Origin of the sequence: Luteibacter aegosomaticola (assembly GCF_023078475.1) — a bacterium.
GTDB lineage: Bacteria > Pseudomonadota > Gammaproteobacteria > Xanthomonadales > Rhodanobacteraceae > Luteibacter > Luteibacter aegosomaticola.
In genome coordinates this window covers 2,119,658-2,142,486 of record NZ_CP095741.1, presented here as the reverse complement: position 1 = coordinate 2,142,486, position 22,829 = coordinate 2,119,658, and the positions used below count along the sequence as shown (strand labels likewise).

Sequence of the window (22,829 nt, the reverse complement as noted above, 5' to 3'; positions counted from 1 at the left end):
TCATGTTTTAGACCAAAGCGCAACTGGGACTCTTTCCCATATGCGGCCTGGGTCAGGCCAGCATGCGGCCCAGGATGGGGGCGACGTTCGCCGTGGCGGCGGCCAGATGGGCGAAGATCTCTTCGATGCTGATCTCGGCTTCGTCGCCTGCGCCGGCGGCGAAGTTGGCCACCAGGGCGAGACAGGCGAACTCGAGGTCCAGCTCGCGGGCGAGCGCAGCCTCGGGCATGCCGGTCATGCCGACCAGGTCGCAGCCGTCGCGCTTCATCCGGGCGATCTCCGCACGGGTTTCGAGGCGCGGGCCCTGGGTCACGCCGTGGACGCCGCCGTCGATGATGGCGAGGCCTTCGGCGCGGGCGGCAACCAGGATCGCCTGGCGCAGGCTTTCGGTGTACGGCTCGCTGAAATCGATGTGGCGAACTTCAGCGCCCTCCACATCGTTGAAGCTGGTGTAGCGGCCATGGGTGTAGTCGATGACCTGGTCGGGCACCACCAGCACGCGTGGGCCCATGTCATCGCGGATACCGCCCACGGCATTCACCGCCACGACCTTGCGTGCGCCCAGCGAATGCAGGGCCCACAGGTTGGCACGGTAGTTCACACGGTGCGGCGGCACGGTGTGGCTTTCGCCGTGGCGGGCCAGGAAGGCCAGGCGCTTGCCCTTGAAGTCGCCCACGACCACATCGCCCGAGGCCGGGCCGAACGGGGTTTCCACCGCGTGGCGCTGCGGGTTTTCCAGGCCTTCGAAGGCGTACAGGCCGCTGCCGCCGATAACGGCAAGATCGATGCTCACGGGGTCAATCCTTCAATGCGTAAATAGCCGGCAGGTTGCGCGCCTGCTCGTGGTAATCCATGCCGTAGCCGAAGACATAACGGTCCGGCAGGTCGACGCCGTTGAAGTCGGCCTGGATGCCTTCGGCGCGGCGGTCGTGCAGCTTGGTGCAGAGCACGGCCAGCAGCACGCGCTTCGCGCCCATCGCTTCGCACGCGTCGCGCACGGCCTTCAGGGTGTGGCCTTCATCGAGGATGTCGTCGACGAGCACCACGGTGCGATCCTTCAGCGGTACTTCCGGACGGCGCAGCCAGTGCAGGTCGCTGCCGCTGGTGGCACCGCGGTAGCGGGTGGCGTGCACGTAATCGAACTCGAGGTCGGTCTTCATGGCCAGCGCGAGCTGGCCCGCGAAGATCAGCGCGCCGTGCATCACGGTGAGGAACACCGGACGCTCACCCGCGAGCGCGGTATCGATCTCGCGGCCCATGCGGGCGATCTCGGTGTCGAGCTGCTCACGGGTGAACAGCACATCGGAGTTTGCGAGCGCGTGCTCGAGCGAAGCGGAAGCGGTCATGGGCGGATCAGGGCTCCAGGGCGGTCACGCGAGCAATGAAGCGCTCGCGCTGGGGATTGTCGACAAGGCCTTCCCAGGTCGACCCGATGGCGCCACGCAGGGGCGCGACACGCTCGGGCGGCGGCAGCCGGCGGCCCTTGACCGCGGCGATCGCTTCGGGAACCACATCGGGGAAACAGGCCAGCACGAGGTCGCAGCCGGCGTCGAGGTTGGCGTGCACGCGCGCGGCGATACCGCCGACACTGCCGGCTGCGGCCATGCTGATGTCATCGCCGAACACGCAACCGCGGAAGCCGAGTTCGCCGCGCAGGATCTCCTCGATCCACACGTGGGAATAACCGGCGGGCTGGTCGTCGACAGCGGTGTACTTCACGTGCGCGGCCATGACGGCTTCGGCACGCGCTTCGATACCGGCGACAAACGGCAGCAGGTCGGTGCGCAGGATCTCGTCCTTGCTCCGCGTATCGACGGCGATGGATTCGTGGGTGTCTTCGCTGACCGAGCCATGGCCCGGGAAATGCTTGAGCACGGCAGCCATGCCACCCAGGTGCATGCCACGGACATAGGCCTGGGTCAGCTCGGCCGCAATCACCGGATCGGCATGAAACGCGCGATCGCCAATGGCCTTGCTGCCACGATCGATATCGGCGACCGGGGCGAAGCTGAAATCCACGCCAATGGCGCGCATTTCGCTGGCCATGATCCAGGCGTGCTCTTCGGCGCGATCCACGGCTTCGCCCGGATCGGTGTCGTAGAGCTTGCCCAGCGCACGCAACGGCGGCAGACGGGTGAACCCGTCACGGAAGCGCTGAACGCGGCCGCCTTCCTGATCCACGCAGACGAGCAGATCGTCGCCACCTATCTCGCGGGCGGCATCGATCAGCGCGGTGACCTGCTCGCGCGATTCGAAATTGCGCGAAAAAAGGATGATGCCGGCCACGCCATGCGCGGTGAGCAAGGCATGCTCATGCGGCTTCAGCACCTTGCCTTCCAGACCGATCAGCAGCATCAGGCGTTCTCCTTCCCTTCCCGCTCGGCCGGCGTCCACGTGTTGAACGGACGATCGATCAGGTTGACGTTGTAGTAGCGGACCTGGTCGCTCACCTCGGCGCCCAACCAGCTGGGTACCGGGTAAGCGGCATCGGCCGCCTCGAGTTCGATCTCGGCCACCAGCAGACCCTGGTTGGCACCCGTGAACTCGTCGATTTCGAAGTGTGCCCCATCGAGCATGACATGGTGGCGAACCTTCTCGAGCACGCCATCGGCCAGGGTATCCAGCATGTGCCGGGCATCGGCCAGCGGAATCGGGTATTCGTATTCCTGCCGCTCGATGCCGAGCGTGGCCGATTTGATGTTCAGCCAGGCCTTTTCGCCCGAGATACGCACCCTGACCGAGGACTTCGCGTGACCCGCCGCGATGGCGCCCATGGCCACCAGGTAACCCTGGGCGATGGGCTCGCTACGCTCGACGAGCGCGCGCCAGCCATCGCCAGCGAGCAGGAACTTGCGTTCGATTTCGATACCCATGCGTCTTCCTTCCTCAGTCGCGCTCGAACAGCGCGATGGATTCCACGTGGGCGGTGTGCGGGAACATATCCATCACCCCGGCCGAGACCAGGCGGAAGCCATGCTTCTCGACGAGGATACCCGCGTCGCGGGCCAGCGAGCCCGGGTGGCACGAGACGTAGACGATGCGGTTGGTGCCCTTGCGCGGCAGGTATTCCAGGACCTTGTCGGCACCGGCGCGTGGCGGATCCAGCAGGAGCTTGTCCCAGGCCTGCTTCGCCCAGGGCTCGTTGCGCTGGTCTTCAAACAGGTTGGCGACGCGGAAACTCGCATTGGCCAGGCCATTGCGAGCGGCGTTTTCCGCGGCGCGCTGGACAAGGCCATGCTCGCCTTCGACACCCACGACTTCCGCGGCATGGCGGGCGATCGGGAGGGTGAAGTTGCCGAGGCCGCAGAACAGGTCGAGCACCTTGTCGGTCGACTGCAGGTCGAGCAGCTCGAGCGTGCGCGCCAGCATGCGCTGGTTCATGCCCGCGTTGACCTGGACGAAATCCAGCGGCAGGAAATCCAGCGTGACATTGTCGGCCGCGATGGCGAACGACAGGCGCGGCGATTCGGGCCACAGCGGCGCTACGGTGCTGTGATTGCCCGGCTGCAGGTAGATGGCAAAGCCGTGCTCCTGCGCGAACGCCGTGAGCTTGGCCCGATCGCCCTCGGTCAGCGGTGACAAATGGCGGAACACGAGGGCCACCGTGTCGTCACCGGCAGCGAATTCGATCTGCGGGATGTCACGCGCGGTGTCGAGGGTCTGGATCAGCGTGGCCAGCAGGCCCACCTTGGGGCCGATGGCCGGGTGGATCACTTCACACACGTCGATATCGGCGACGAAGCGCGGGTTGGATTCCTCGCGGAACCCGACCAGCACGCGATCCTTCTTGTTGACGAAACGCACCGAGAAGCGCCCCTTGCGGCGGTAGCTCCACGGCTGATCGGTGAGCGGCGCCAGCCAGCTTTCCGGCGTGACCTTGCCGATCCGTTCGAAGTTCTCGGCGAGCACGCGCTGCTTGGCGGCGATCTGCGCCTCCGGAGCCATGTGCTGGAGCGAGCAGCCGCTGCACTGGCCGAAGTGGCGGCATTTCGGCTCGACGCGATCGGGCGAGGCCTCGATGATCGATACCACTTCAGCATCGTCATAGTTACGGTGGCGCTTGCGGTACTTCAGCAACACCCGCTCGCCCGGGAGCGCGCCGGAGACAAAGGTGGCCTTGTTATCGATACGGGCGACGCCCCGGCCATCGTGGCTGAGGTCGGTGATGGTGGCTTCGATGTCGGTCATGCGCTCAAAAACTAAAAGCCCGGACAATCACGGTCCGGGCCGGGCTGGGAGGCGCCGCGCGGTTGAACAGCGCGGCGAGCGATCCTGGCGGAATGGGCCTTACTTGCGCTTCCAGGCGCCGGAGGCGTCCTGATAATACCAGCCCGAGGGGGCACGCTCGACCCAGCCTGCAGCGAAGGTCTTGCGGATCTGCGGCTCCCATTCGGGGTGGCCATTGGCCTTGGCGATCGCAGCGTAGAGCTGGTCGCGGTCGTTGTTCTCATCACGGACGGTGTTGGTCGCCTGCGAGCGCTGGTCGAGCGGGAGCGAACCGGCATCGCGGACGGCGACCAGGCCATTGGCGGTGAAGCCGACGGCACCGCCATCCATCAGGCCCTTCAACGGACCACTGAAGCGAGCCTTCATGCGGGCACGGATCGCATCGGTTTCCGGCGAGCGCACCTGGATATCCGGGCTCTCGGCGGCCATCGCCTGCGGAATGACCAGATCGAGCAACGAGGCCGAGGGCTGCTTGCCCGGGGCGGGCTTGGGTGCCGCGTCCTTGTCGCCGCCGGCCGGGGCGACGCCACTGCTGTCGAGGACGTTGCCGATGAACTGATCGGCGGCCTTCTGGGCCGCGGCCTCGGGGAAGTAGACGTTGATGGTGACGCAGCCGACGAGAGCAACGGCGGCAGCAAAGATCAGACCAATCAGTGGTTTGCGTGACATACTTGATTCCTTTTTGATGTTACGGCTACTGGATGGTCGGGCCGCCGCCCTGGGTCGCGGCCTGGAGGCGGCGGACCAGGGTGGGCCAATCGACTTCCCGCTGGTGGCCGACCACGGTAAGCCGCGGCAGGCCACTGCCTTCGACGATAGTGTAGCCATCCTTCGTGGCACCCAATCCGCCCATGCTGCACACATCACCCTTCAGCGTGCAGCTGAGGCCGATGCGGCGATAGCCGAACGTTTTGAACAGCTTGAGTACCGTGCCCTGCAGACCACCGGCGATACCGCCGCCACCGACCGAGGTGAGGTTGTTGACGGCTTTCTGGCTGATCCGGCCACCCTGGTCGGCGACCAGGCTGGCCTTGAACGCCGAGGGCTGCCAGGCCACGAGGCGCAGGTCATCGATGCCACCGTGCAGGCGGCCGGTGATGCTGCCGAAATCGAAAACCGAGGTCATCTTGGCGAGGTCGAGGTTGCGCAAGGCGATGTTGCCGGCAAGCACCGGGGCATCGCTGAACGGCCGCGTGAGGGTCATGCCGGTGATATCGACGAACCCGTCAAACACGTTCAACGACAGGCCACCACCAAGCTCGACGCGATCATCGACATAGCGTAGCGACGGAACCGCCCCGCCTAGCGTGCCACCGAACTCCGGCCAACCGACCGCACGGCAGAATGCGGCCATGTCGATCTGGGTCAGTGCGAGCGACGTTTGCAGGCGCTCACCGGACGCCGCGGCCGGCTTCCAGCCCAGCCCAAGCACGCGGAGATCGCCATCGAGCACGGGAATGGCCATCGGCTTCTCGAGCGAGAGCGTGCCGCCCTTGCTGCGCCAGTTGCCCTCGGCGGCGCCATTCGGAATGCGGTAGACCTGCAGGCTGCGCCAGCCGAGTTTCGTGGCCGGCCTGTCTTCGCTGGCGCTCCAGTCGAGTGAGCCGCGTAAGCCATTCACACCGAGGCGGCCGTCCGCCATGGCGAGGTCGAGGCCCTCGGTCTGGAAGGCGAAGGCGGTCGGCCCCTGGGCGCCGATGGCCGCATGCCCTGCGACCTCGCCGGTAGCCTTCAGGTTGTCGATGCCCCAGGTGCGCATGAGCCCCTTGCCATAGCGCTCGTACGCGGCCGGGAAGCGGGCGTTGAAACGATCGAGCCTGAGCTGGGCGAGATCGCCCTTCGCATTGAAGCCCAGCTCGCCTTCCAGCTGGAGCGCGTCGGGATCGATCAGGCGCAGGCGGCGGATGCCAAGCGCACCCTTCTGCGAACGCGCGGAGAGCGAAAGCTGGACGGCATGGTTCGGCAGATTCGCGTACAGCGGGCCAAGCAACCACTCGCCCGCGCGCAGTGCGGCATCGAGGTCGATCGTGGTGCCGTCCGCGTTGCTATCGAGGCCGAGGCGGCCCGACCCACTGATCTTCTGCCCGGCCAGCTTGCCCCCGGGGCTGTCGAAGCCCACGCCATCGAGCGCGAACTGGCCGGCGGCCTGCAGGCCGGTATCGAGCAGATCGAGGGCCAGGTCGGCATCGACCTTGCCGCTCGTGGGCCGGCCGGACCACACCGTGGAGAGCAGACCCTGCAACCAGCCGCTGGGGAGGTTCTTCAGGGTGATCTGGGCGTGGCTGACCTGATCGATGGGCATGGCCACTTCGGCCAGGATCTTGTCCTGGGTGATCGTCACCGCCAGCGTGTTCGCGGCTTCGTCGGCCACGATGCGTACCGCGGCATCGGTGAGGGCACCGCCGGGGGCACCTCGAAGCTTGACCCGGCCATCGAAGACCCAACGACCCAGTTCATCGCGATCCAGCTGCCCTTCCAACGCAAGGCCAAGCTTGCGCCAACCCATGGCAGGCACATCGGCTTTCTTCGCGGCAAGCCGCAGCTGGACGCCCTTTCCGTCGGCCTGGGGATCGAAATCGGCTTGCATGCCATTGAGTGAAAGGCCAGGCACCGTGAGGCTATCGGCCCCCACCGAGAGCCCCGCGTGGGCAGCCGCCCCCCAGGACATCGCGACCCAGGCGAGGAGGACAAATGCGAGGTGGCGGGTTGATACGCGGCGCATGCTGCTCCATTCTGCCAAACTCAGATGAACAACATGGAACGTTGGATGGAATCGAACCGCCCTCCCCCGCTTGACCGCGACCACCTTCGTAAGGTGCTGGTCGCCGACGACGACCCGTCCACCCGGCAGTTCCTCTCTGGCGCACTGGTGTCCCTGGGCTACAACGTGGCCCTCGCCGTCGACGGCGCCGACGCGCTCCGCCAGGCTCGCGCCACGCGATTCGACGCTTTGATCCTCGATTGCCGCATGCCGCATGGCGGGGCCATGGAGGTGTGGCGCGATTTGCTGGACAGCATCGATGCCGCCTCGGCCGGCGTGCCCGCCTTTGCGACGAGCGCCGAGATCTCGCCGTTATTGCGTAGCGATCTGGAGGCCGCCGGCTTTACCGGGGCCATCGAGAAGCCGTGCAAGATCGCTTCGCTCGGCCAGGCGCTGGATGCGGCGCTCGGCGTCGATCCACGCATGGCCGTGCTTAGCGACGAAGACGGGCTGGTAGCCTCGGGCGACGCCAATGTCCTGGGGGCGCTGCGTGACCTGCTACGCATCGAGCTGGTGCAGCTGCGCAACGAACTGCATGAGCTGGAGCACGATCCCGCCAGCCTGGTCGACCGGCTGCACCGCCTTCGTTCCGCCTGCGGCTTTTGCGGCGCGACCCGGCTGGGTGCGCAGGCGAAAGCGTTGCAGGGATTGGTCGTGGAGACACGAGGCACCGCGCCAGCGGTGATGGACCGGTTCCGGCGGGAACTTGAGGCGACTATCGCAGCGCTCGCTCCGTAGGGATCGCGAAGCGAAAGGACGGTTGCTACCGCAATACCCGCCACGCCTTCAGCTCGCCGCCACCGAGGTGGAAGGTAATCACCTGCCGCATCATCCGCCGCAAAGCGGCGAGACCCGCCTGATCCGGCGGGGTATCTGCCGCCAGCGCGAGCAGATCGGAGCCGCGTAATGCACGCGGATCACCCGGGCGCCCGGGCATGGCGCCCGATTCGGGATCGTAGAAATAGGAAGCGGATGGCGTGATGGGCTCGCCGTCCAGCGCGCCAAGATCGAGCTGCAACGCGTAACCCAGCGCATCGAGCATGTCGCGCTCGAAGCGGCGCAAGGTCCAGCCCAGGGGTTCGCCCGCGGCCATGCGCCGTAGCGTACGTTCGTAGTGATCGAACAACTCAGGATTCGGATCCTGGCGGCCCGTCAAACGCACGACCAGCTCGTTGAGATAGAGGCCGGCCAGCCCGGCGTCACCCGTTAACCGCAGCGGCGCACCCACGGGTTCGGCGGAACGCAGCGTGGCCAGCTCACCCTTCAGCAGCAGATCGAACTCAAGCCGCTGGAAGGGCTCGAGCTGCGCGCGTTGCAGGCGCGCGCGTTCGTTGCGCACGCCACGCGCGACCACGCCGATGCGGCCGTAGTCACGCGAGAGACATTCCACCAGCAGTGAGGTTTCGCGATACGGCCGCGCGTGCAGAACGAACGCAGGTTGCTGTTCGACACGCATGCGCGGCTCGCCAGGTAGCGCTTATTCGTAACCGAAGCGCTTGAGCAGGTTTTCGTCGTCGGCCCAGCCTTCGCGCACCTTCACCCAGAGCTTGAGGAATACCTTGCGCTCGAACATGTGCTCCATGGCCTTGCGCGCCGAGGTGCCGATGGCCTTGAGCTGCGCGCCACCGGCGCCGATCACGATGGCCTTCTGGCCATCGCGCTCCACCCAGATGACGGCATGCACTTCGGCCACGCCATCGGGGCGGTCGGAGAAGCCTTCGATCTCGACGGTGGTCGCGTACGGCAGCTCCTGGTCGAGACGCAGCATCAACTGCTCGCGGACCATCTCGGCAGCGAGGAAACGCTCGCTACGATCGGTGATCTCGTCTTCGCCATAAATGGCTTCCTGCTCGGGCAGGCGCTTGAGGATGCCCTTTTCCAGGCCCGCCAGGCCCTTCGACTTGAGTGCGCTGACGTAGTAGACGTCGTCGAACGGATGCTTCTGCATCAGGTCGGCGACGAACGGCAGCATGGCCGTCTTGTCTTTCTGCAGGTCCACCTTGTTGATGGCGAGCAGTTTCGGCATGTCCTGCTGCTCGCACAGCGCCTGGTACATGGCGGCGTCTTCGTCGGTCCACTTGCCGGCTTCGATCACCTGCACGGCGAGATCCACCTCGGTGACCGCCGCGCGCGCGGCGCGGTTCAGGCTGCGGTTCATGGCGCGCTTGCCGCCGCGGTGCAGGCCCGGGGTATCCACGTAGAGGATCTGGCCGTTCGGCTTGGTGGAAATGCCGAGAATGCGGTGACGGGTCGTCTGCGGGCGGTGGCTGACAATGGACAGGCGTACGCCGATCAGCGCATTGAGCAGCGTGGATTTGCCGACATTGGGCCGGCCCGCCAGGGCGACATAGCCGCAGCGGAAGTCGTCATCGACGAGGGTATCGTTATCTTCGAAATCGGTATCGTTCATGGTTTCTTTTCCAGCAGGCGCTGAAGCACGGCTTCAGCCGCATCCTGCTCGGCGGCACGCCGGCTGCCCGCGCTCCCTTCGGTGCGAATGGCTTCCGGTTCTTCAATGGTGCAGCTGACGTCGAAGATCTTGGCATGATCCTCGCCGTAGCTGTCGGTCAGTTCGTAGACGGGCAACGGCAGGCCCCTGCCCTGTAGCCACTCCTGCAGGCGCGTCTTGGCGTCCTTGCTGGAGCGCTTCAGTTCTCCCACGCGGGATGTGAAGAGCCTGCGCACGACCTGGCGGCAGGCATCATAGCCGTCATCCAGGTAAACGGCGGCCAGCATGGCCTCGAAGGCATCGGCCAGGATGGACTCACGGCGGAAACCGCCGCTCTTGAGTTCCCCCGGACCAAGCCGCAGACGGTCACCCAGATCGAGCTCGCGAGCGATCACGGCCAGCGCCTGCCCGTTGACCAGCTGGGAGCGAAGCCGGGAAAGCTCGCCCTCGCTGGCGTTGGGGTGCACCTCGTAAAGCAGTTCGGCCACCATCACGCCCAGGAGGGCGTCGCCGAGGAACTCCATCCGCTCGTTATTCGGCCGCCCGGCGCTGCGGTGGGTCAGCGCCAGGGTCGCGAGACCAGGATCACGAAAACGATGCGGGAATTCCACGGAACCTCATTACCCAGCGCTGGCGCTGCGGAGCTGCACCGATTTCTCGAAATGAAGCAGGAAATCGATGTTGTACATAAAAGGAATCTTCTTGTCGTAGGACACGTTCAGCGTGGGGGCGTTGTTCTGCCGCGTCACGGTGACGTCCTTCGGCTTGATCGTCGAATCATCGACGTACTGGAAGCTCATCTTGAAGGCGAGCTGGCGGCGCGCCTGCTCCACATCTTCGTTACCGCCCTCGGTGGCCATCTGGTTCATGGCCTTCACCACGCCCATGTACTCGATGTACGACGGCACCAGTTTCATGGCCATGAAGCCGAAGAAGCCCAGCACCGCGAGGACGATGACAAAACCGATGAGCGTGATGCCCGACTGCCTGGAATTCATAGTGTAACCCCGCCGCCTGGGCGGCTCCCCTGTGTGATTCGGATACCGAAGGGGCGCCGATGCGCCCCGGTGCGGAGATTACCTTGTCCGGGCCCGGGCGTAACGCCCCGGTACGTGACCGGGGCCACCGTTCGGGTCAATGGATGACCTTGCCCATGCGGGAGAAGTCGAACATGCCGCTAATGCCGTTATCGAACCCGCGCCAGGCCATCCAGACGAAGAACGCCTTGCCGACCAGGTTCTCTTCCGGCATGCAGCCCCACCAGCGGCTGTCGGTGCTGTTCATGCGGTTATCGCCCATGACGATGTAGCAGCCCTTCGGCACCTCCGAGGGGACCACGGCATTGGGGATATCCTGCGGCATGTTGTACGCCGGGGTGAGCGCGATCGTGTGGTTCACGCTGCCCAGGTGCTCGGTGTACAGCTTGGAACCGTAGGTCATCAGCAGATGGTCTTCCGGCTGTTTCACATCGCCCTTGTACGGGCCCAGCTCATCCATGGCGACGCGCTCGCCATTGATGTAGAGCTCGCTACCACGGGTTTCGATGCGGTCGCCCGGCACGCCGATGACGCGCTTGATCCAGTTCTCGCTAGGCACCGGCATGTTCGGGTCCTGGCAGGTCAGGTCGCCGCTGCGCACGATGTGGCCATTGCCATCCGGGCAACGGTAGCCCGGGAAGCGGAACACGACGACATCGCCGCGACGCGGCTCGCCGTTATCGATCAGCTTGTTGTTGAAGGCCGGCATGCGCAGGCCGTACGTGAACTTGTTGACCAGGATGAAATCACCCACGTCCAGGGTGGGCATCATCGAACCGGAGGGAATCCGGAACGGTTCGGCCACGAACGAGCGCAGGATCAGGACCACCAGGATGACCGGAAAGAGCGACCGGGCCCAGTCGACCGGCCACGGCTCGACCACCTCGGCGCCTTCGGCCTCGGCCCGGGCGCGGCGCGCCTTGGCCAGGAACAGCCAGTCAATCAGCCAGATGACGCCGAAAAGGACTGTCACCCCGAGCAGGAATGCCGAAAAATCGAATGCCGCCATGCCATCTCCGTTAGTCGTGTGAAGGACCCGGTGGGTCCATTCCGGCGCATCCGGCGCCGGGTTTCCATGGGTAATACGTCATGCCGCCGGGGCGGACCTTACTTGTCCACCTTCAGCACGGCAAGGAAGGCCTCCTGCGGGATCTCGACCGAGCCCACCTGCTTCATGCGCTTCTTGCCTTCCTTCTGCTTCTCGAGAAGCTTCTTCTTGCGCGAGACGTCGCCGCCGTAGCACTTGGCCAGCACGTTCTTGCGCAATGCCTTGACGGTGGAACGCGCAATGACGGCGGCGCCGATCGCGGCCTGGATCGCCACGTCGAACTGCTGGCGCGGGATCAGATCCTTCATGCGCTCGACCAGCTCGCGGCCACGGCGATCAGCGTGCGAGCGGTGCACGATAAGGCTCAAGGCATCGACGCGATCGCCGTTGATCAGGATATCGACGCGCACGAACGGGCCGGCATCGAAACGATCGAGGTGGTAATCCATGGAGGCATAACCACGCGACACGGACTTCAGGCGGTCGAAGAAATCGAGGACCACCTCGGCCAGCGGCAGCTCATAGGTGATCTGGACCTGGGTCGCCAGGTACTGGATCGAACGCTGCACGCCGCGCTTTTCTTCGCACAACTTGATGACGTTGCCGACGTATTCGGCCGGCGTGAGGATGTTGGCGAGGATGATCGGCTCGCGGATCTCGGCGATCATCTGCGGCGGCGGCAGCTTGGCCGGGTTATCCATGCTGAGCACGGTACCGTCGGTCTTGGCCACCTCGTACACCACGGTGGGTGCGGTGGTGATCAGGTCGAGGTCGTACTCGCGCTCGAGGCGCTCCTGCACGATCTCCATGTGCAGCATGCCAAGGAAGCCGCAGCGGAAGCCAAAGCCCATGGCTTCGGAGCTTTCCGGCTCGAAGAACATCGCGGCATCGTTGAGGCGCAGCTTGTCGAGCGCCTCGCGCAGGGCCGGGTAATCATCGGCCGAGACCGGGAACAGGCCCGCGAACACGCGCGGCTGCATGGTCTGGAAGCCCGGCAGCGGCTCCTCCGCCGGCTTGCCGGCGAGGGTGAGCGTATCGCCCACGGGGGCGCCGTGGACATCCTTGATGGACGCGTTGATCCAGCCCACCTCGCCCGCCGAAAGCTTTTCGAGCTTCTTGCGCTTGGGGGTGAACACACCGACGTCGTCGACCAGATGGGTGCGGCCGGTGGACATGACCAGGATCTTGTCGCCCGGCTTGATCTCGCCCTGCATGACGCGCACGAGCGACACCACGCCGAGGTAGTTATCGAACCACGAGTCGATGATGAGCGCCTGGAGCTTGTCCGTATCCCCCGGCTTCGGGGCCGGGATCTTGTGGATGATGGCCTCGAGCACTTCGATGACGTTCTGGCCGGTCTTGGCGCTGACCGGGATGGCATCGGACGCATCCAGGCCGATGACGGCCTCGATCTCGGCCTTGGCCTTGTCGATATCGGCCGTGGGCAGGTCGATCTTGTTGAGGACCGGGATGACTTCCAGGCCCTGCTCGATGGCGGTGTAGCAGTTGGCCACGGACTGGGCTTCGACACCCTGGGCCGCATCGACGACGAGGAGCGCGCCTTCGCACGCGGAGAGCGAGCGGCTCACCTCGTAGCTGAAGTCGACATGCCCGGGGGTATCGATGAAGTTGAGCTGGTAGGTCTTGCCATCGCGCGCCTTGTACGGCAACGACACCGACTGGGCCTTGATGGTGATGCCACGCTCACGCTCGATCGGGTTGTTGTCGAGGACCTGCGCTTCCATTTCGCGCTCGGACAAGCCGCCGCACAACTGGATGATGCGGTCGGCCAGGGTCGACTTACCGTGGTCGATGTGGGCAATGATGGAGAAGTTGCGGATGAGTTCCATGGAGCGCCGTGGTCACGTTCACCATCGCTCGCGGCGCGAACGACGCGCACCGGCCGCCTTGGCCGGTGCGAATCCAGCATTATCGCATGGCGGGCGCGGCCGCGCTCCTACTTGTCGCTCGGCACGGTGATACCCACGAACCGGGTGGCGTCGTCGCGTCGGACGAGCAACATGGCCGTATCGCCCTGTTTCAGGCCCTTCACCGCGTCGCGGAAGGCGCTGGCGCTGCCCACCCGCTTCTGGTTCACCATGAGGATGACATCGCCCGACTGCAGGCCCACGCCTGCGGCGGCACCGCCCGTCACCTTGCTGATGACCACGCCCTCGCCCGCCTTCAGGCCGAGGTCGGCCCGAGCCTGGGCATCGATATCCTCGACGGAAAGGCCCAGCGCGGCGGCCGTGCCACCGGCTGAAGCGCCTGCCGAGGCCGCGGCCAGGGCGTTCTTGTCGCGGGGAAGTTCACCCACCTTGACGTCCACCACCTGCTTCTTGCCATCCCGGAGGATCTCGACCTTGGCCATGGAGCCCGGCCGGGTGATGCCCACGAGGGGCGGCAGGTCGACGGATTGGGTGATCGGGGTGCCGTTGAAGCCCAGGATGACATCGCCCTGCTTCAGGCCCGCCTTGTCGGCGCCACTGCCCGGGGTGACCTGGGCCACCAGGGCACCGTTGGCGTCAGGCAGGTTGAGGTTTTTCACGAACTGGTCGACCGGCTGCACGGTAACGCCGAGCATGCCGCGCGAGACGTAGCCCTTTTCCTTGATCTGCTGGACCACGTTCATCGCCACATCGATGGGGATCGAGAACGACAGGCCCTGGTAGCCACCGGAGGTGGAGTAGATCTGCGAGTTCACACCGATCACCTGGCCCTGCAGGTTGAACAGCGGGCCACCGGAGTTGCCCCGGTTGATCGGCACATCGGTCTGGATGAACGAGGTATACGGCTGGTCAGCGCTGCCGAGGTTGCGGCCGACGGCGCTGATGATGCCGTGCGTGACCGTGGCATCCAGGCCAAACGGCGAGCCAATGGCGAGGGCCCACTGGCCCCGTTTAACGCCGCGCGAATCGCCGATGGTGACGGTCGGCAGCGCGCTGGCATCGACCTTTAGGAGCGCGATGTCGTACTGCGGGTCCTTGCCGACGACTTTGGCGGTGAACGTGCGCCGATCCTGCAGGCGGATCTTCACCTCGTCGGCGTTATCGACGACATGGTCATTGGTCAGCACATAACCATCAGCGGAAATGATGAAGCCGGAACCGAGCGACATCTGCTCACGCGGCTGCATGGGGACGCCCGGCATACCGAAGAAGCGGCGCAGCAGCTCATCCTGGTCGTCGGGCGCCATCTGGCTGCCACGGCCCGCGCCCTTCGATGCGGACTTACCGGATGACTTCGCTTCCACGTGAACCACCGCGGGAGCGTTTTTCTCGACGATGCCCGTGAAATCAGGCAGGGATTGGGCTTGCGCGCCGACGCTCGCGATAACGAGCGTGCCACCGATCAGCGCGCGTGCGTGCCAGGATGCCATGGGTGTTTCTCCTTTTCTTCAGGCATGGGCGCCCGTGCGGCGGCTTGGCCGCACGGGTGGGATAACAAGGGATGGGGGAGACCGGTGCGCCTGGGACGGCGGCGCACCGGGAAGCCGTCGCTTACTGCGCGGCGGCGGACTGGGGCTGCGCGTAGCGCGTGCCGTCCGGGCGCGTCATCAGCAACTGATACGGGCCGTGATTGGCATCGCGTGCCTGGGCGGCACGTACGCGCTGGATCTGGTAAGGCGTGGAACGCGGCAGATAAGCCGTCGCCGCGTCGTCGCTCGAGCTATCGAAAGCCGCCTTCTGGGTGAACTGCGAGGCAACGTTCCCACTCAGCCACTGCGGGGCCACCGGGGCATTCGCCGGTTCCGGCGACACGTCGGCGATCTCGGCGCCCGCCGACGTATCGGCCCGGTGCGCGACCGCCGGTGCCGCACCATGGTTGCCGGCTGGCTGGGACGCCATGAGGGCGGCGACCGCGACGCTGGCGGCGATGGCACCACCGGCGGACCAGTGCAGCCAGCGGCGCCGCGGGGCAACCGTCGTTGCGACGACGGACTGCTGCGCCTCGGCCTCGATAGCCGCCATGACGCGGTCGGCAAAACCTGCCGATACCGGCGGCGGCGACTCGCGGCGCAGGCCGTCACGGCCAGCGTGGTAGCGCGACCAGGCGTTCGCCAGGGCCGAATCGGCCTCGAGGCGGCGCAACAGGAAGCGGATCTCCTCCCGTGACAGCTCTCCATCCATACCGGCGGAGAGAATTTCCCGATTGGCTTCGCTCATGGGTTCTGGTCCTCGCGGTCGGACAACAACGGCCGCAATTTTTCATCGATGGCCTCGCGGGCCCTGAAGATACGCGAACGGACTGTCCCGATCGGACAATCCATGGCAGCGGCAATTTCCTCGTAACTCTTGCCTTCCACCTCGCGCAGGGTAATCGCGACCCGAAGTTCTTCGGGCAAGGCTTGGACAGTAGAAAACACCGTTTGTTCCACCTGCTCCCGCATCATTTCACGTTCGGGAGTGGCACTTTCATGCAGGCGGGTGGCACCGGGCACGTAAACCGCGTCCTCGGCGTCGATATCGCCCGTGGGCGGTCGCCGTCCCATGGCCACCAGATGGTTCTTGGCGGTGTTCACGGCGATCTTGTAAAGCCATGTATAAAAAGCACTTTCGCCCCGGAATGAGCCCAGCGCGCGCCACGCGCGCACAAAGGCCTCCTGGGCGATGTCCTCGCACTCCGTCCAGTCGTGGACGTAGCGGGAAATCAGGGCTACGACCTTGTGCTGATACTTGCGGACAAGCAAATCGAAGGCACGCCGGTCACCTTGCTGCACACGTTCGACAAGTGCTTGATCCAGTTCGTTTTCGCCCATCCGGGCCGTCTCCTCAACATCATTCGGTCCAGTCCGGGCGCAGGTGAGACCCGCCCGTGGGGCGCAAGTTCAATCATTCACGCTCCGCTAGAAAATATGCGGTTACGCCGGTGAACCTCAAGCGACTGTCAGGGCCATGCCTTCGGCCACGATGCGCTCGCGCTCGGCCAGGAGCTTGTCGAAGGTGGGCGTGGGGAGCGGGCGGCAGAAGAGATAGCCCTGCAACTCATCGCAGCCATTGGCCTTGAGGAACTGCAGGTGCTGCTCGACTTCGACGCCCTCGGCCACGACCCCGCGCTTCAACCGGTGGGCCATGTCGATCGTGGCGCGAACGATGGCCTCGTCGTCGGGATCGACGCCGATGTTGCGGACGAAACTCTGGTCGATCTTGATTCGGTCGGCCGGAAGGCGGCGCAGGTAATCGAGCGAAGCGGCGCCCGTACCGAAATCATCGATGGCGATCCGGCAGCCCATCGCATGCAGCGCGTCGAGTGTCTCGACCAGGTGCGGCACCGTCTTCACGCTGATGCTCTCGGTGACTTCCAGCTCGAGCAACGACGGATCAAGCCCGGTATCGTCCAGCGCCCGCTTCACCACGCCTGCGAGGTTGGATTGCATGAGCTGCACGGCGGAGAGGTTCACGCCCAGGCGCAAGCCCATGCCGTAACGGTCCTGCCAGGCCTTGGCCTGGGCGCACGCGGTACGCAGCACCCACTCACCGATAGGAACGATGAGGCCACTGGCTTCCGCCAGCGGAATGAAGAACCCGGGGCTGATCATCCCGAGATCGGGGTGCTCCCAGCGCACCAGCGCTTCCATACCCACGATATCTTCGCTGCCCGCGTCGACCTGCGGCTGGTAGAACACGCGCAGTTCGTTATTGCGCTCGGCGTGGCGCAGGCGCGCCTTCAGCTCACCCTGCTGTTGCTGGGCCGCGTCCACGCTGGCGGCGTACACCTGGTAGTTGTTGCGACCCAGGCTCTTCGCGCCGTACATCGCCTCATCGGCGTGCCGCAGCAGCAACTCGCCCTCGACCGCATCGTCGGGGAAGAAAGCGATACCCACCGACACCGTGGCCTGCAACTCGGAACCGTCGTCGAGGTGCAACGGCACTTCCATCGCCTGCACGATCTTCTCGGCGATGCGCAATACATCTTCGCGCTTGATGATGTGGCGCAGTACCAGCGTGAATTCGTCACCGGCGTAGCGCGCCACCGTGTCGGAGCCGCGCACGCTGGCACGGAGACGCCGCGCCACCGCGGAAAGCACCTGGTCACCCACGGCATGGCCCAGGGTCTCGTTGATCCCCTTGAAACGATCCAGATCCACCAGCAGCACGGCGAACAGTTCGCCCGTGCGCGACGCCTCGCGGATGGTGGTGTCCAGACGGTCATGGAACAGCAGGCGGTTGGGCAAGCCGGTCAGCGTGTCGACCAGGCCACGCTCACGCCCCTGGTCGCGCGCGCGGCGCAGTTCCAGCGCGGCACTGAAGCGCGCCGATGCGGCGCGCAGGGCCAGTTCGAAAACGCGGCCGTCGTTGCCCGCACGGCGGCGGCCAGCGAGCATGGCGCCGATCGGGCTGCGCCGCTCGTCGAGCAGCGGCAGGAACACAAAGGCGGTGAGCCCCAGCGCCTCGATCAGCGGATCGGCAGGCACTTCCGCGCGGCCATCACCCAGGCGCACGAGTGCCTCACCGCTGAGGCAGAGCTTCAGCAATGGCAGGTTGGGCGCCTCGGCCCACTCCACCTGACCGGGCCCGTTCCAGATGCGCGCGATGACCTCGGGGCCCTCTTCGCTTTCCGGCAGTGCCGACCAGATGCCTACCACGTCGAGATCGAGCGCATCGGCCAGCATGGCGGCCGCCTCGCCCAGCCCCTCGTCATCACTGGGACAGGCATCGAGCACGGAGAGCAGCGACAACGCACGCGCCGCGGAATCACCCGAGCGCATATCGCGGAACGCGACAGCGATGCGATGGCCGCCTTGCCCGTCGAGAAGGTGGCGGACATCGATCTCGCCCGGGATATCCCCGCCATCCGCCCTGTGCAGGACGCAGGCAAGGCTGTCGCCATCCGGTAGCGGCCACGCACTTCCGTCGGCCAGGCTGAAGACATCGCGCAGAAGCCGCCCATGGACGGGCGCATCATCCGCGCAAAGACGGAGCATGCCGGCGCCGGCATCCACGATGCAGCCATCGGCGGCCGCTGCGACCACCCAACCGGCGCCGGCATCGAACGCGAAGCGGAAGTCCGCTTTCAGATCCGGGGCCGCTGGCGGCGTGGTATCCACGGCAACCGCCATGCGCACGCGCTGGGCCAGTTCCGCGGCGATAGCGCTTTCGCGCAGCCAGGCGGAGCCATCATCCGGCGCGACCGCCAGTGGGCCATCGGGCACGAGATAGACCACGGGAATGTCGCGGTAAGCGGCGAAACTGCGCAGCACGCGCATGCCAACGCGGACGTCGTCGCTTCCATCGCCACCCACCACGGCGACCCGCAGCGGCGGCGCATCAGCGAGCAGCGCCTCGAGCTGGAACGCATCGCGTGCACTCAGCAGGACGAAGCCGCCTTCGGTATCGAGGGCATCGAAAACCGCCCGGCGCGTATCGCGCTGGGGCGTGAAGATCAGGACACCACTAGCATCAGGGATCGACATCATGCCTCAGACCACCCAGCGGCCATCGCGGAGGCGCGGCGCCACGGCGCGCGCTCCACGATCGGCATCCACGCGGATGATGTCGTCATCGAAGGTCGCCAGCAGGCTGGCGCTGGCTCCCAGCAGCACCACGCGGCGGACATGCCCGGTCTGCGCCTTCGCAAGTTGCCGTAAAAGTGCACCATCGGTCGCGCTCGGCACGCCAGCCGGCATGTCCAGCAGGTACACACCGAAGTGCAGGCTTTGCGAGATGTAGCGGAGCGCATCACCCAGGCGGGTGCATCCCGGCACGCGCATCTGCGCATCGCGCAGGCTGGTCAGCCCCTCGCCCCCGCGCCACAGGTACACGGCCTGCCCGGTACGCCGGGCCACCAGGCGAAACTGGTCGATCAGCGTGGCCTGCTCGTCTGCCTTGAGTGCGACGAGAGGGCCGCCGGCCGATAGGATTCGGTCGAAGACATCCGTTCCTGCGATGGGATCCACTGGCATCGGCCATCTGGCTACTTGACTGGACGCGCAGTATCGGGCCATCCGGGGTCGCGGCGCCAGATGCATGCGTCACTTCGCACATCTCCATACGGCGGGGTATCTCGCAATCGTCCCGATGGGAAGGTATGGTGATGCGCTCATTCGCCACCGCACGACCGCCATGTTCGAAGGACTCCGATTCAAGCACTGGAAGACCAGCGAAGGCGACGATGGCATCGTCGTCCTCACCCTGGACCGCGAGGGCAGCAGCGCCAATGCGCTCGCCCGCGAGGTCCTGGACGAACTGGGCACCCTGGTGGAACGCCTGGCCATCGAAGGCCCGAAGGGTGTGGTGATCCACTCCGCCAAGCCGTCGGGCTTCGCGGTGGGCGCCGACATCCGGGAATTCGTGGAATACGCGCATACCGGCACCGTCCTCGAGAACATCGAGAACGGCCAGCGCATATTCGAATCCCTGGCACGCCTGCCCTTCCCCACCGTGGCCGCGATCCACGGCGCATGCATGGGCGGTGGCGCGGAACTGGCGCTCGCGTGCCGCTATCGCATCGCGGCCGACGACGACAGCACGAAGATCGGGCTGCCCGAAGTCATGCTGGGCATCCACCCGGGCTGGGGCGGCAGCGCTCGCCTGCCGCGCCTCATCGGCGCACCGGATGCGCTCCCGGCCATGCTCACCGGCAAACCGTTCAACGCACGCCGCGCCAAGGCCGTCGGCCTGGTTGATCGCGTCGCCCGCCCGGATGAACTTCTCGCCGAAGCCCGCCACCTCGCCAAGCGACCCTCTCCGCGCCCGTTCACGCAGCGCGCGAAGGCCTGGGCCACGAATACCCTGCCCGCACGCCTGATCCTTGCCCCGATGGTGCGCAAGCAGACCGCGGCCAAGGTGCGCAAAGAGCACTACCCCGCGCCCTTCGCACTGATCGATGTCTGGGCGAACGGCGGCAGCAATATTCAGCAGCGACTCAAGCTGGAAGCCCGGTCGGTCGCGAAGCTTGCGACGACGTCCACGGCACGCAACCTCATCCGCATTTTCTTCCTGCAAGAGCGCCTCAAGGGCCTCGGCGGCGGCGTCGACCACGGCATCAAGCATGTCCACGTCGTCGGTGCCGGCACCATGGGTGGCGATATCGCCGCCTGGTCGGCCCTGAAGGGCTTCGACGTAACCCTGCAGGACCGCGAACTGCGCTTCATCGAGCCGGCCATCAAGCGTGCGCGGGCCATGTTCGAGAAGAAGCTCAAGGCGCCGGCCAAGGTCGAGGCAGCCAACGCACGCCTGCGCGCCGACGTCGAAGGCAAGGGCGTGGCCGACGCCGACCTCGCCATCGAAGCTATTTACGAGAACCCCGAGGCCAAGCACGCGCTCTATGCGGCCATCGAGCCGCAGTTCCAGTCCGACGAGATCCTCGCGAGCAACACGTCGTCCATTCCGCTCGACGAACTTCGCCAGGGCCTCAGCGCGCCGCAGCGCTTCCTCGGCTTGCACTTCTTCAACCCGGTCGCGCAGATGCCGCTGGTGGAAGTGGTGCGCCACGACCAGCTCGACCCTGCCATCGAAAAGCGCGCCCTCGCCTTCTGCAAGGCGATCGGCAAGCTGCCGGTGCCGGTCAAGGGCACGCCGGGCTTCCTCGTCAACCGCATCCTCATGCCTTACCTGATGGAAGCGATGCGCCTCTACAACGAAGGGGTACCGGGCCCGGTGCTCGACCGTGAGGCCAAGAAGTTCGGCATGCCGATGGGCCCGATCGAACTGGCCGACACCGTCGGCCTCGATGTGTGCGCCTCGGTCGGCAAGGAACTCGCGCCCTTCCTCGGCCTGGAAGTGCCGGCCGGCCTGGAAGAGAAGCTTGCCGCCAACAAACGCGGCAAGAAGGATGGCGAAGGCCTGTACGTGTGGAAGGAAGGCAAGCCGGATAAGCCGGATGTCGATCCGGACTACGTGCCGCCGGGCGATCTCCAGGACCGCATGATCCTGCCCATGGTGAACGAGGCCGTGGCGTGCCTGATCGAAGGTGTGGTCGACGATGCCGACCTGCTCGACGCTGGCGTCATCTTCGGCACGGGCTTCGCCCCGTTCCGCGGCGGTCCCATCCAGTACCTGCGCACCGAAGGCGTAGCCGTGGTGCGCGAGCGCCTGGCCAAGCTGGAACAGAAGCACGGCGCGCGCTTCGCGAAGAAGGAAGGCTGGGACAACCCCGAGCTCGCCACGCCGCCGGCGTAAGCCACGGCGCGGCGTGCTTTTTCGGTGCGCCGCGCCGCATGCTGTGCCGCACCGGCGCTCGCTTCTGCGCGGCGCGCTGTACCCGCTCTTGTAGGAGCGCGCTCCTACAATGTCAGCGGGTCACCACATCAGATCGTCGGGCACGCCGTCATCGGATTCGTTCGGTGCATTCGGGTCGACCATGAGCGCGATGAACTCCGGCGCGATCTCGCGCAGGCCATCGATCACCGCCTTCTCAACCACGAGATAGCGGCCACCCTGCTGCACGACACCGAGCTCACCCGCATTGATCGCGGCAAGCTGCTTCGCATCGACGTGCACGCGGCGGATCTTCTCGCCGTACGGAAAGTGGCGAACGAGGTCAGCCTCGGCCAGGTTGAGTGACTTACCCTTAAGCAATTCCTCGACCTTGCGCTTCTTTTCCTTGCGCAAGCGAGCTACCTCAGCCGCCTCGGCCTCGGCCTTGCGACGCTCACCTGCCTCGGTCTGCGCGCGCATGGCGTAGGCCTTCGCCAGATCCATCTCGCCATCCTTGCGCGGCGGACGCTGTGCGTTGCCCTGGTTGCCGCCCTGGCCGCCGTGCGGGCGACCGCCCTGCGGCCGACCGTTGTTGCCCTGGGGACGGCCACCGCCGCCCTGACCAGGCCGATTACCGCCCTGGCTGCCCTGCCCGCCCTTGCCAGCGCCCTGGCCGGACCGATTGCCGCCTTGCGGCCGCTGGCCGTCCTTGCCGCCCTGACGCGGCGGCGCGGATTTGCGCGGCTCCTCGCGAACCTCCTTAACGAGGCCGCTCTTCAACAACTGGTCACGCAGGGACTCTGCCATGGTCAATAAGGCTCTTTAAGCTGGATCAGTAGTGCGGCGGCGGCGGTTCGATAGCCGTGTCGCCGCCGGCACCGGTGCGCATGGTGGCGAGATCGGAGCGCATTTCGCGCACGGCGCGCTCAAGCGCATCGAGTCGGCGCGATATGTCGGCGTCCGCCGATGAGAGGCCGTTTACGGTGTCATCGATGAAGGCGAGGCGTACCTCGAGCTCCATCAGGCGGTCGTCGGCGTCAGACACGGCGCGGGCTTTTCATGGGAATCCTCAGGAACACGGGCGCAAGCGCCGCAGCCGCCGATTGTAATCTCCCGCGCCCGGGGAGCAAACCGGGGTGGGCTTGCAGGTCTCTACGGCTCGCCTTCG

22 protein-coding genes are annotated in these 22,829 nt (G+C 65.9%); 2 read left to right on the top strand and 20 right to left on the bottom strand.

The window, feature by feature from the left end; translation table 11 throughout:
- Positions 1 to 52 precede the first annotated feature (52 nt).
- The 7 genes from L2Y96_RS09350 to L2Y96_RS09320 form a co-directional block, all read right to left on the bottom strand.
- Positions 53 to 793, bottom strand: a complete 741-nt coding sequence (locus L2Y96_RS09350) for an S-methyl-5'-thioinosine phosphorylase (protein ID WP_247336018.1) — start codon at positions 791 to 793, stop codon at positions 53 to 55.
- A gap of 4 nt (positions 794 to 797) precedes the next feature.
- Positions 798 to 1,346, bottom strand: a complete 549-nt coding sequence (locus L2Y96_RS09345) for a hypoxanthine-guanine phosphoribosyltransferase (protein ID WP_247336016.1) — start codon at positions 1,344 to 1,346, stop codon at positions 798 to 800.
- A gap of 7 nt (positions 1,347 to 1,353) precedes the next feature.
- Positions 1,354 to 2,355, bottom strand: a complete 1,002-nt coding sequence (gene nagZ, locus L2Y96_RS09340; protein WP_247336014.1) for a beta-N-acetylhexosaminidase — start codon at positions 2,353 to 2,355, stop codon at positions 1,354 to 1,356.
- Complete coding sequence (locus L2Y96_RS09335) at positions 2,355 to 2,873, bottom strand: CYTH domain-containing protein (RefSeq protein WP_247336011.1); 519 nt, start codon at positions 2,871 to 2,873, stop codon at positions 2,355 to 2,357. The genes nagZ and L2Y96_RS09335 overlap by 1 nt, the downstream gene beginning before the upstream one ends.
- A 13-nt stretch (positions 2,874 to 2,886) precedes the next feature.
- Positions 2,887 to 4,188 (bottom strand): 23S rRNA (uracil(1939)-C(5))-methyltransferase RlmD, encoded by a 1,302-nt coding sequence (gene rlmD / locus L2Y96_RS09330; RefSeq protein ID WP_247336008.1) that lies wholly within the window; start codon positions 4,186 to 4,188, stop codon positions 2,887 to 2,889.
- 99 nt (positions 4,189 to 4,287) lie between these two features.
- Positions 4,288 to 4,896 (bottom strand): YdbL family probable chaperone protein, encoded by a 609-nt coding sequence (locus L2Y96_RS09325; RefSeq protein WP_247336006.1) that lies wholly within the window; start codon positions 4,894 to 4,896, stop codon positions 4,288 to 4,290.
- Positions 4,897 to 4,921: 25 nt separating this feature from the next.
- On the bottom strand, positions 4,922 to 6,949 hold the full coding sequence (locus tag L2Y96_RS09320; RefSeq protein WP_247336005.1) for a hypothetical protein: 2,028 nt from the start codon (positions 6,947 to 6,949) through the stop codon (positions 4,922 to 4,924).
- Between the two features lie 45 nt (positions 6,950 to 6,994).
- Here L2Y96_RS09320 and L2Y96_RS09315 point away from each other — a divergent pair, with 45 nt between their 5' ends.
- Positions 6,995 to 7,726, top strand: a complete 732-nt coding sequence (locus L2Y96_RS09315) for a response regulator (RefSeq protein WP_247336003.1) — start codon at positions 6,995 to 6,997, stop codon at positions 7,724 to 7,726.
- A gap of 25 nt (positions 7,727 to 7,751) precedes the next feature.
- On the opposite strand, the gene recO is transcribed toward L2Y96_RS09315, so the two are convergent.
- From recO to L2Y96_RS09260, 11 genes are all read right to left on the bottom strand, one after another.
- Positions 7,752 to 8,444: a DNA repair protein RecO gene (gene recO / locus L2Y96_RS09310; RefSeq protein ID WP_247336001.1), complete on the bottom strand. Its 693-nt coding sequence runs from the start codon at positions 8,442 to 8,444 to the stop codon at positions 7,752 to 7,754.
- 21 nt (positions 8,445 to 8,465) lie between these two features.
- Entirely contained in the window at positions 8,466 to 9,398 is a 933-nt protein-coding gene (gene era, locus L2Y96_RS09305) for a GTPase Era (RefSeq protein WP_247335999.1), read from the bottom strand.
- Positions 9,395 to 10,048, bottom strand: coding sequence for a ribonuclease III (gene rnc, locus L2Y96_RS09300; protein ID WP_247335997.1), 654 nt, complete (start codon positions 10,046 to 10,048; stop codon positions 9,395 to 9,397). Before rnc ends, era begins: the two co-directional genes overlap by 4 nt.
- 9 nt (positions 10,049 to 10,057) lie before the next feature.
- A complete protein-coding gene (locus tag L2Y96_RS09295) occupies positions 10,058 to 10,435 on the bottom strand; it encodes a DUF4845 domain-containing protein (RefSeq protein ID WP_247335995.1) in 378 nt (125 codons plus the stop codon).
- Between the two features lie 136 nt (positions 10,436 to 10,571).
- Complete coding sequence (gene lepB, locus L2Y96_RS09290; RefSeq protein ID WP_247335994.1) at positions 10,572 to 11,483, bottom strand: signal peptidase I; 912 nt, start codon at positions 11,481 to 11,483, stop codon at positions 10,572 to 10,574.
- A 98-nt stretch (positions 11,484 to 11,581) separates the two neighbouring features.
- The gene (gene lepA / locus L2Y96_RS09285) at positions 11,582 to 13,372 is read right to left on the bottom strand and encodes a translation elongation factor 4 (protein ID WP_247335992.1); all 1,791 of its coding nucleotides are present in this window, start codon (positions 13,370 to 13,372) and stop codon (positions 11,582 to 11,584) included.
- A 107-nt stretch (positions 13,373 to 13,479) separates the two neighbouring features.
- Positions 13,480 to 14,901 (bottom strand): Do family serine endopeptidase, encoded by a 1,422-nt coding sequence (locus tag L2Y96_RS09280; protein WP_247335989.1) that lies wholly within the window; start codon positions 14,899 to 14,901, stop codon positions 13,480 to 13,482.
- Positions 14,902 to 15,022: 121 nt separating this feature from the next.
- On the bottom strand, positions 15,023 to 15,688 hold the full coding sequence (locus L2Y96_RS09275; protein ID WP_247335986.1) for a sigma-E factor negative regulatory protein: 666 nt from the start codon (positions 15,686 to 15,688) through the stop codon (positions 15,023 to 15,025).
- A complete protein-coding gene (rpoE, locus tag L2Y96_RS09270; protein WP_247335984.1) occupies positions 15,685 to 16,281 on the bottom strand; it encodes an RNA polymerase sigma factor RpoE in 597 nt (198 codons plus the stop codon). The genes L2Y96_RS09275 and rpoE overlap by 4 nt, the downstream gene beginning before the upstream one ends.
- A gap of 117 nt (positions 16,282 to 16,398) precedes the next feature.
- Entirely contained in the window at positions 16,399 to 18,939 is a 2,541-nt protein-coding gene (locus tag L2Y96_RS09265) for a putative bifunctional diguanylate cyclase/phosphodiesterase (RefSeq protein WP_247335982.1), read from the bottom strand.
- Between the two features lie 3 nt (positions 18,940 to 18,942).
- Positions 18,943 to 19,425: a hypothetical protein gene (locus tag L2Y96_RS09260; RefSeq protein ID WP_247335981.1), complete on the bottom strand. Its 483-nt coding sequence runs from the start codon at positions 19,423 to 19,425 to the stop codon at positions 18,943 to 18,945.
- Between the two features lie 160 nt (positions 19,426 to 19,585).
- On the opposite strand from L2Y96_RS09260, the gene L2Y96_RS09255 reads away from it, so the two are divergent.
- Positions 19,586 to 21,643, top strand: coding sequence for a 3-hydroxyacyl-CoA dehydrogenase NAD-binding domain-containing protein (locus L2Y96_RS09255; RefSeq protein ID WP_247335979.1), 2,058 nt, complete (start codon positions 19,586 to 19,588; stop codon positions 21,641 to 21,643).
- 120 nt (positions 21,644 to 21,763) lie between these two features.
- Here the strand turns inward: L2Y96_RS09255 and L2Y96_RS09250 are convergent, their stop codons facing one another.
- Both L2Y96_RS09250 and L2Y96_RS09245 read right to left on the bottom strand, forming a co-directional pair.
- A complete protein-coding gene (locus tag L2Y96_RS09250; protein ID WP_247335978.1) occupies positions 21,764 to 22,468 on the bottom strand; it encodes a DUF2058 family protein in 705 nt (234 codons plus the stop codon).
- Between the two features lie 25 nt (positions 22,469 to 22,493).
- Positions 22,494 to 22,706, bottom strand: a complete 213-nt coding sequence (locus L2Y96_RS09245; RefSeq protein ID WP_247335976.1) for a SlyX family protein — start codon at positions 22,704 to 22,706, stop codon at positions 22,494 to 22,496.
- Positions 22,707 to 22,829: the final 123 nt, after the last annotated feature.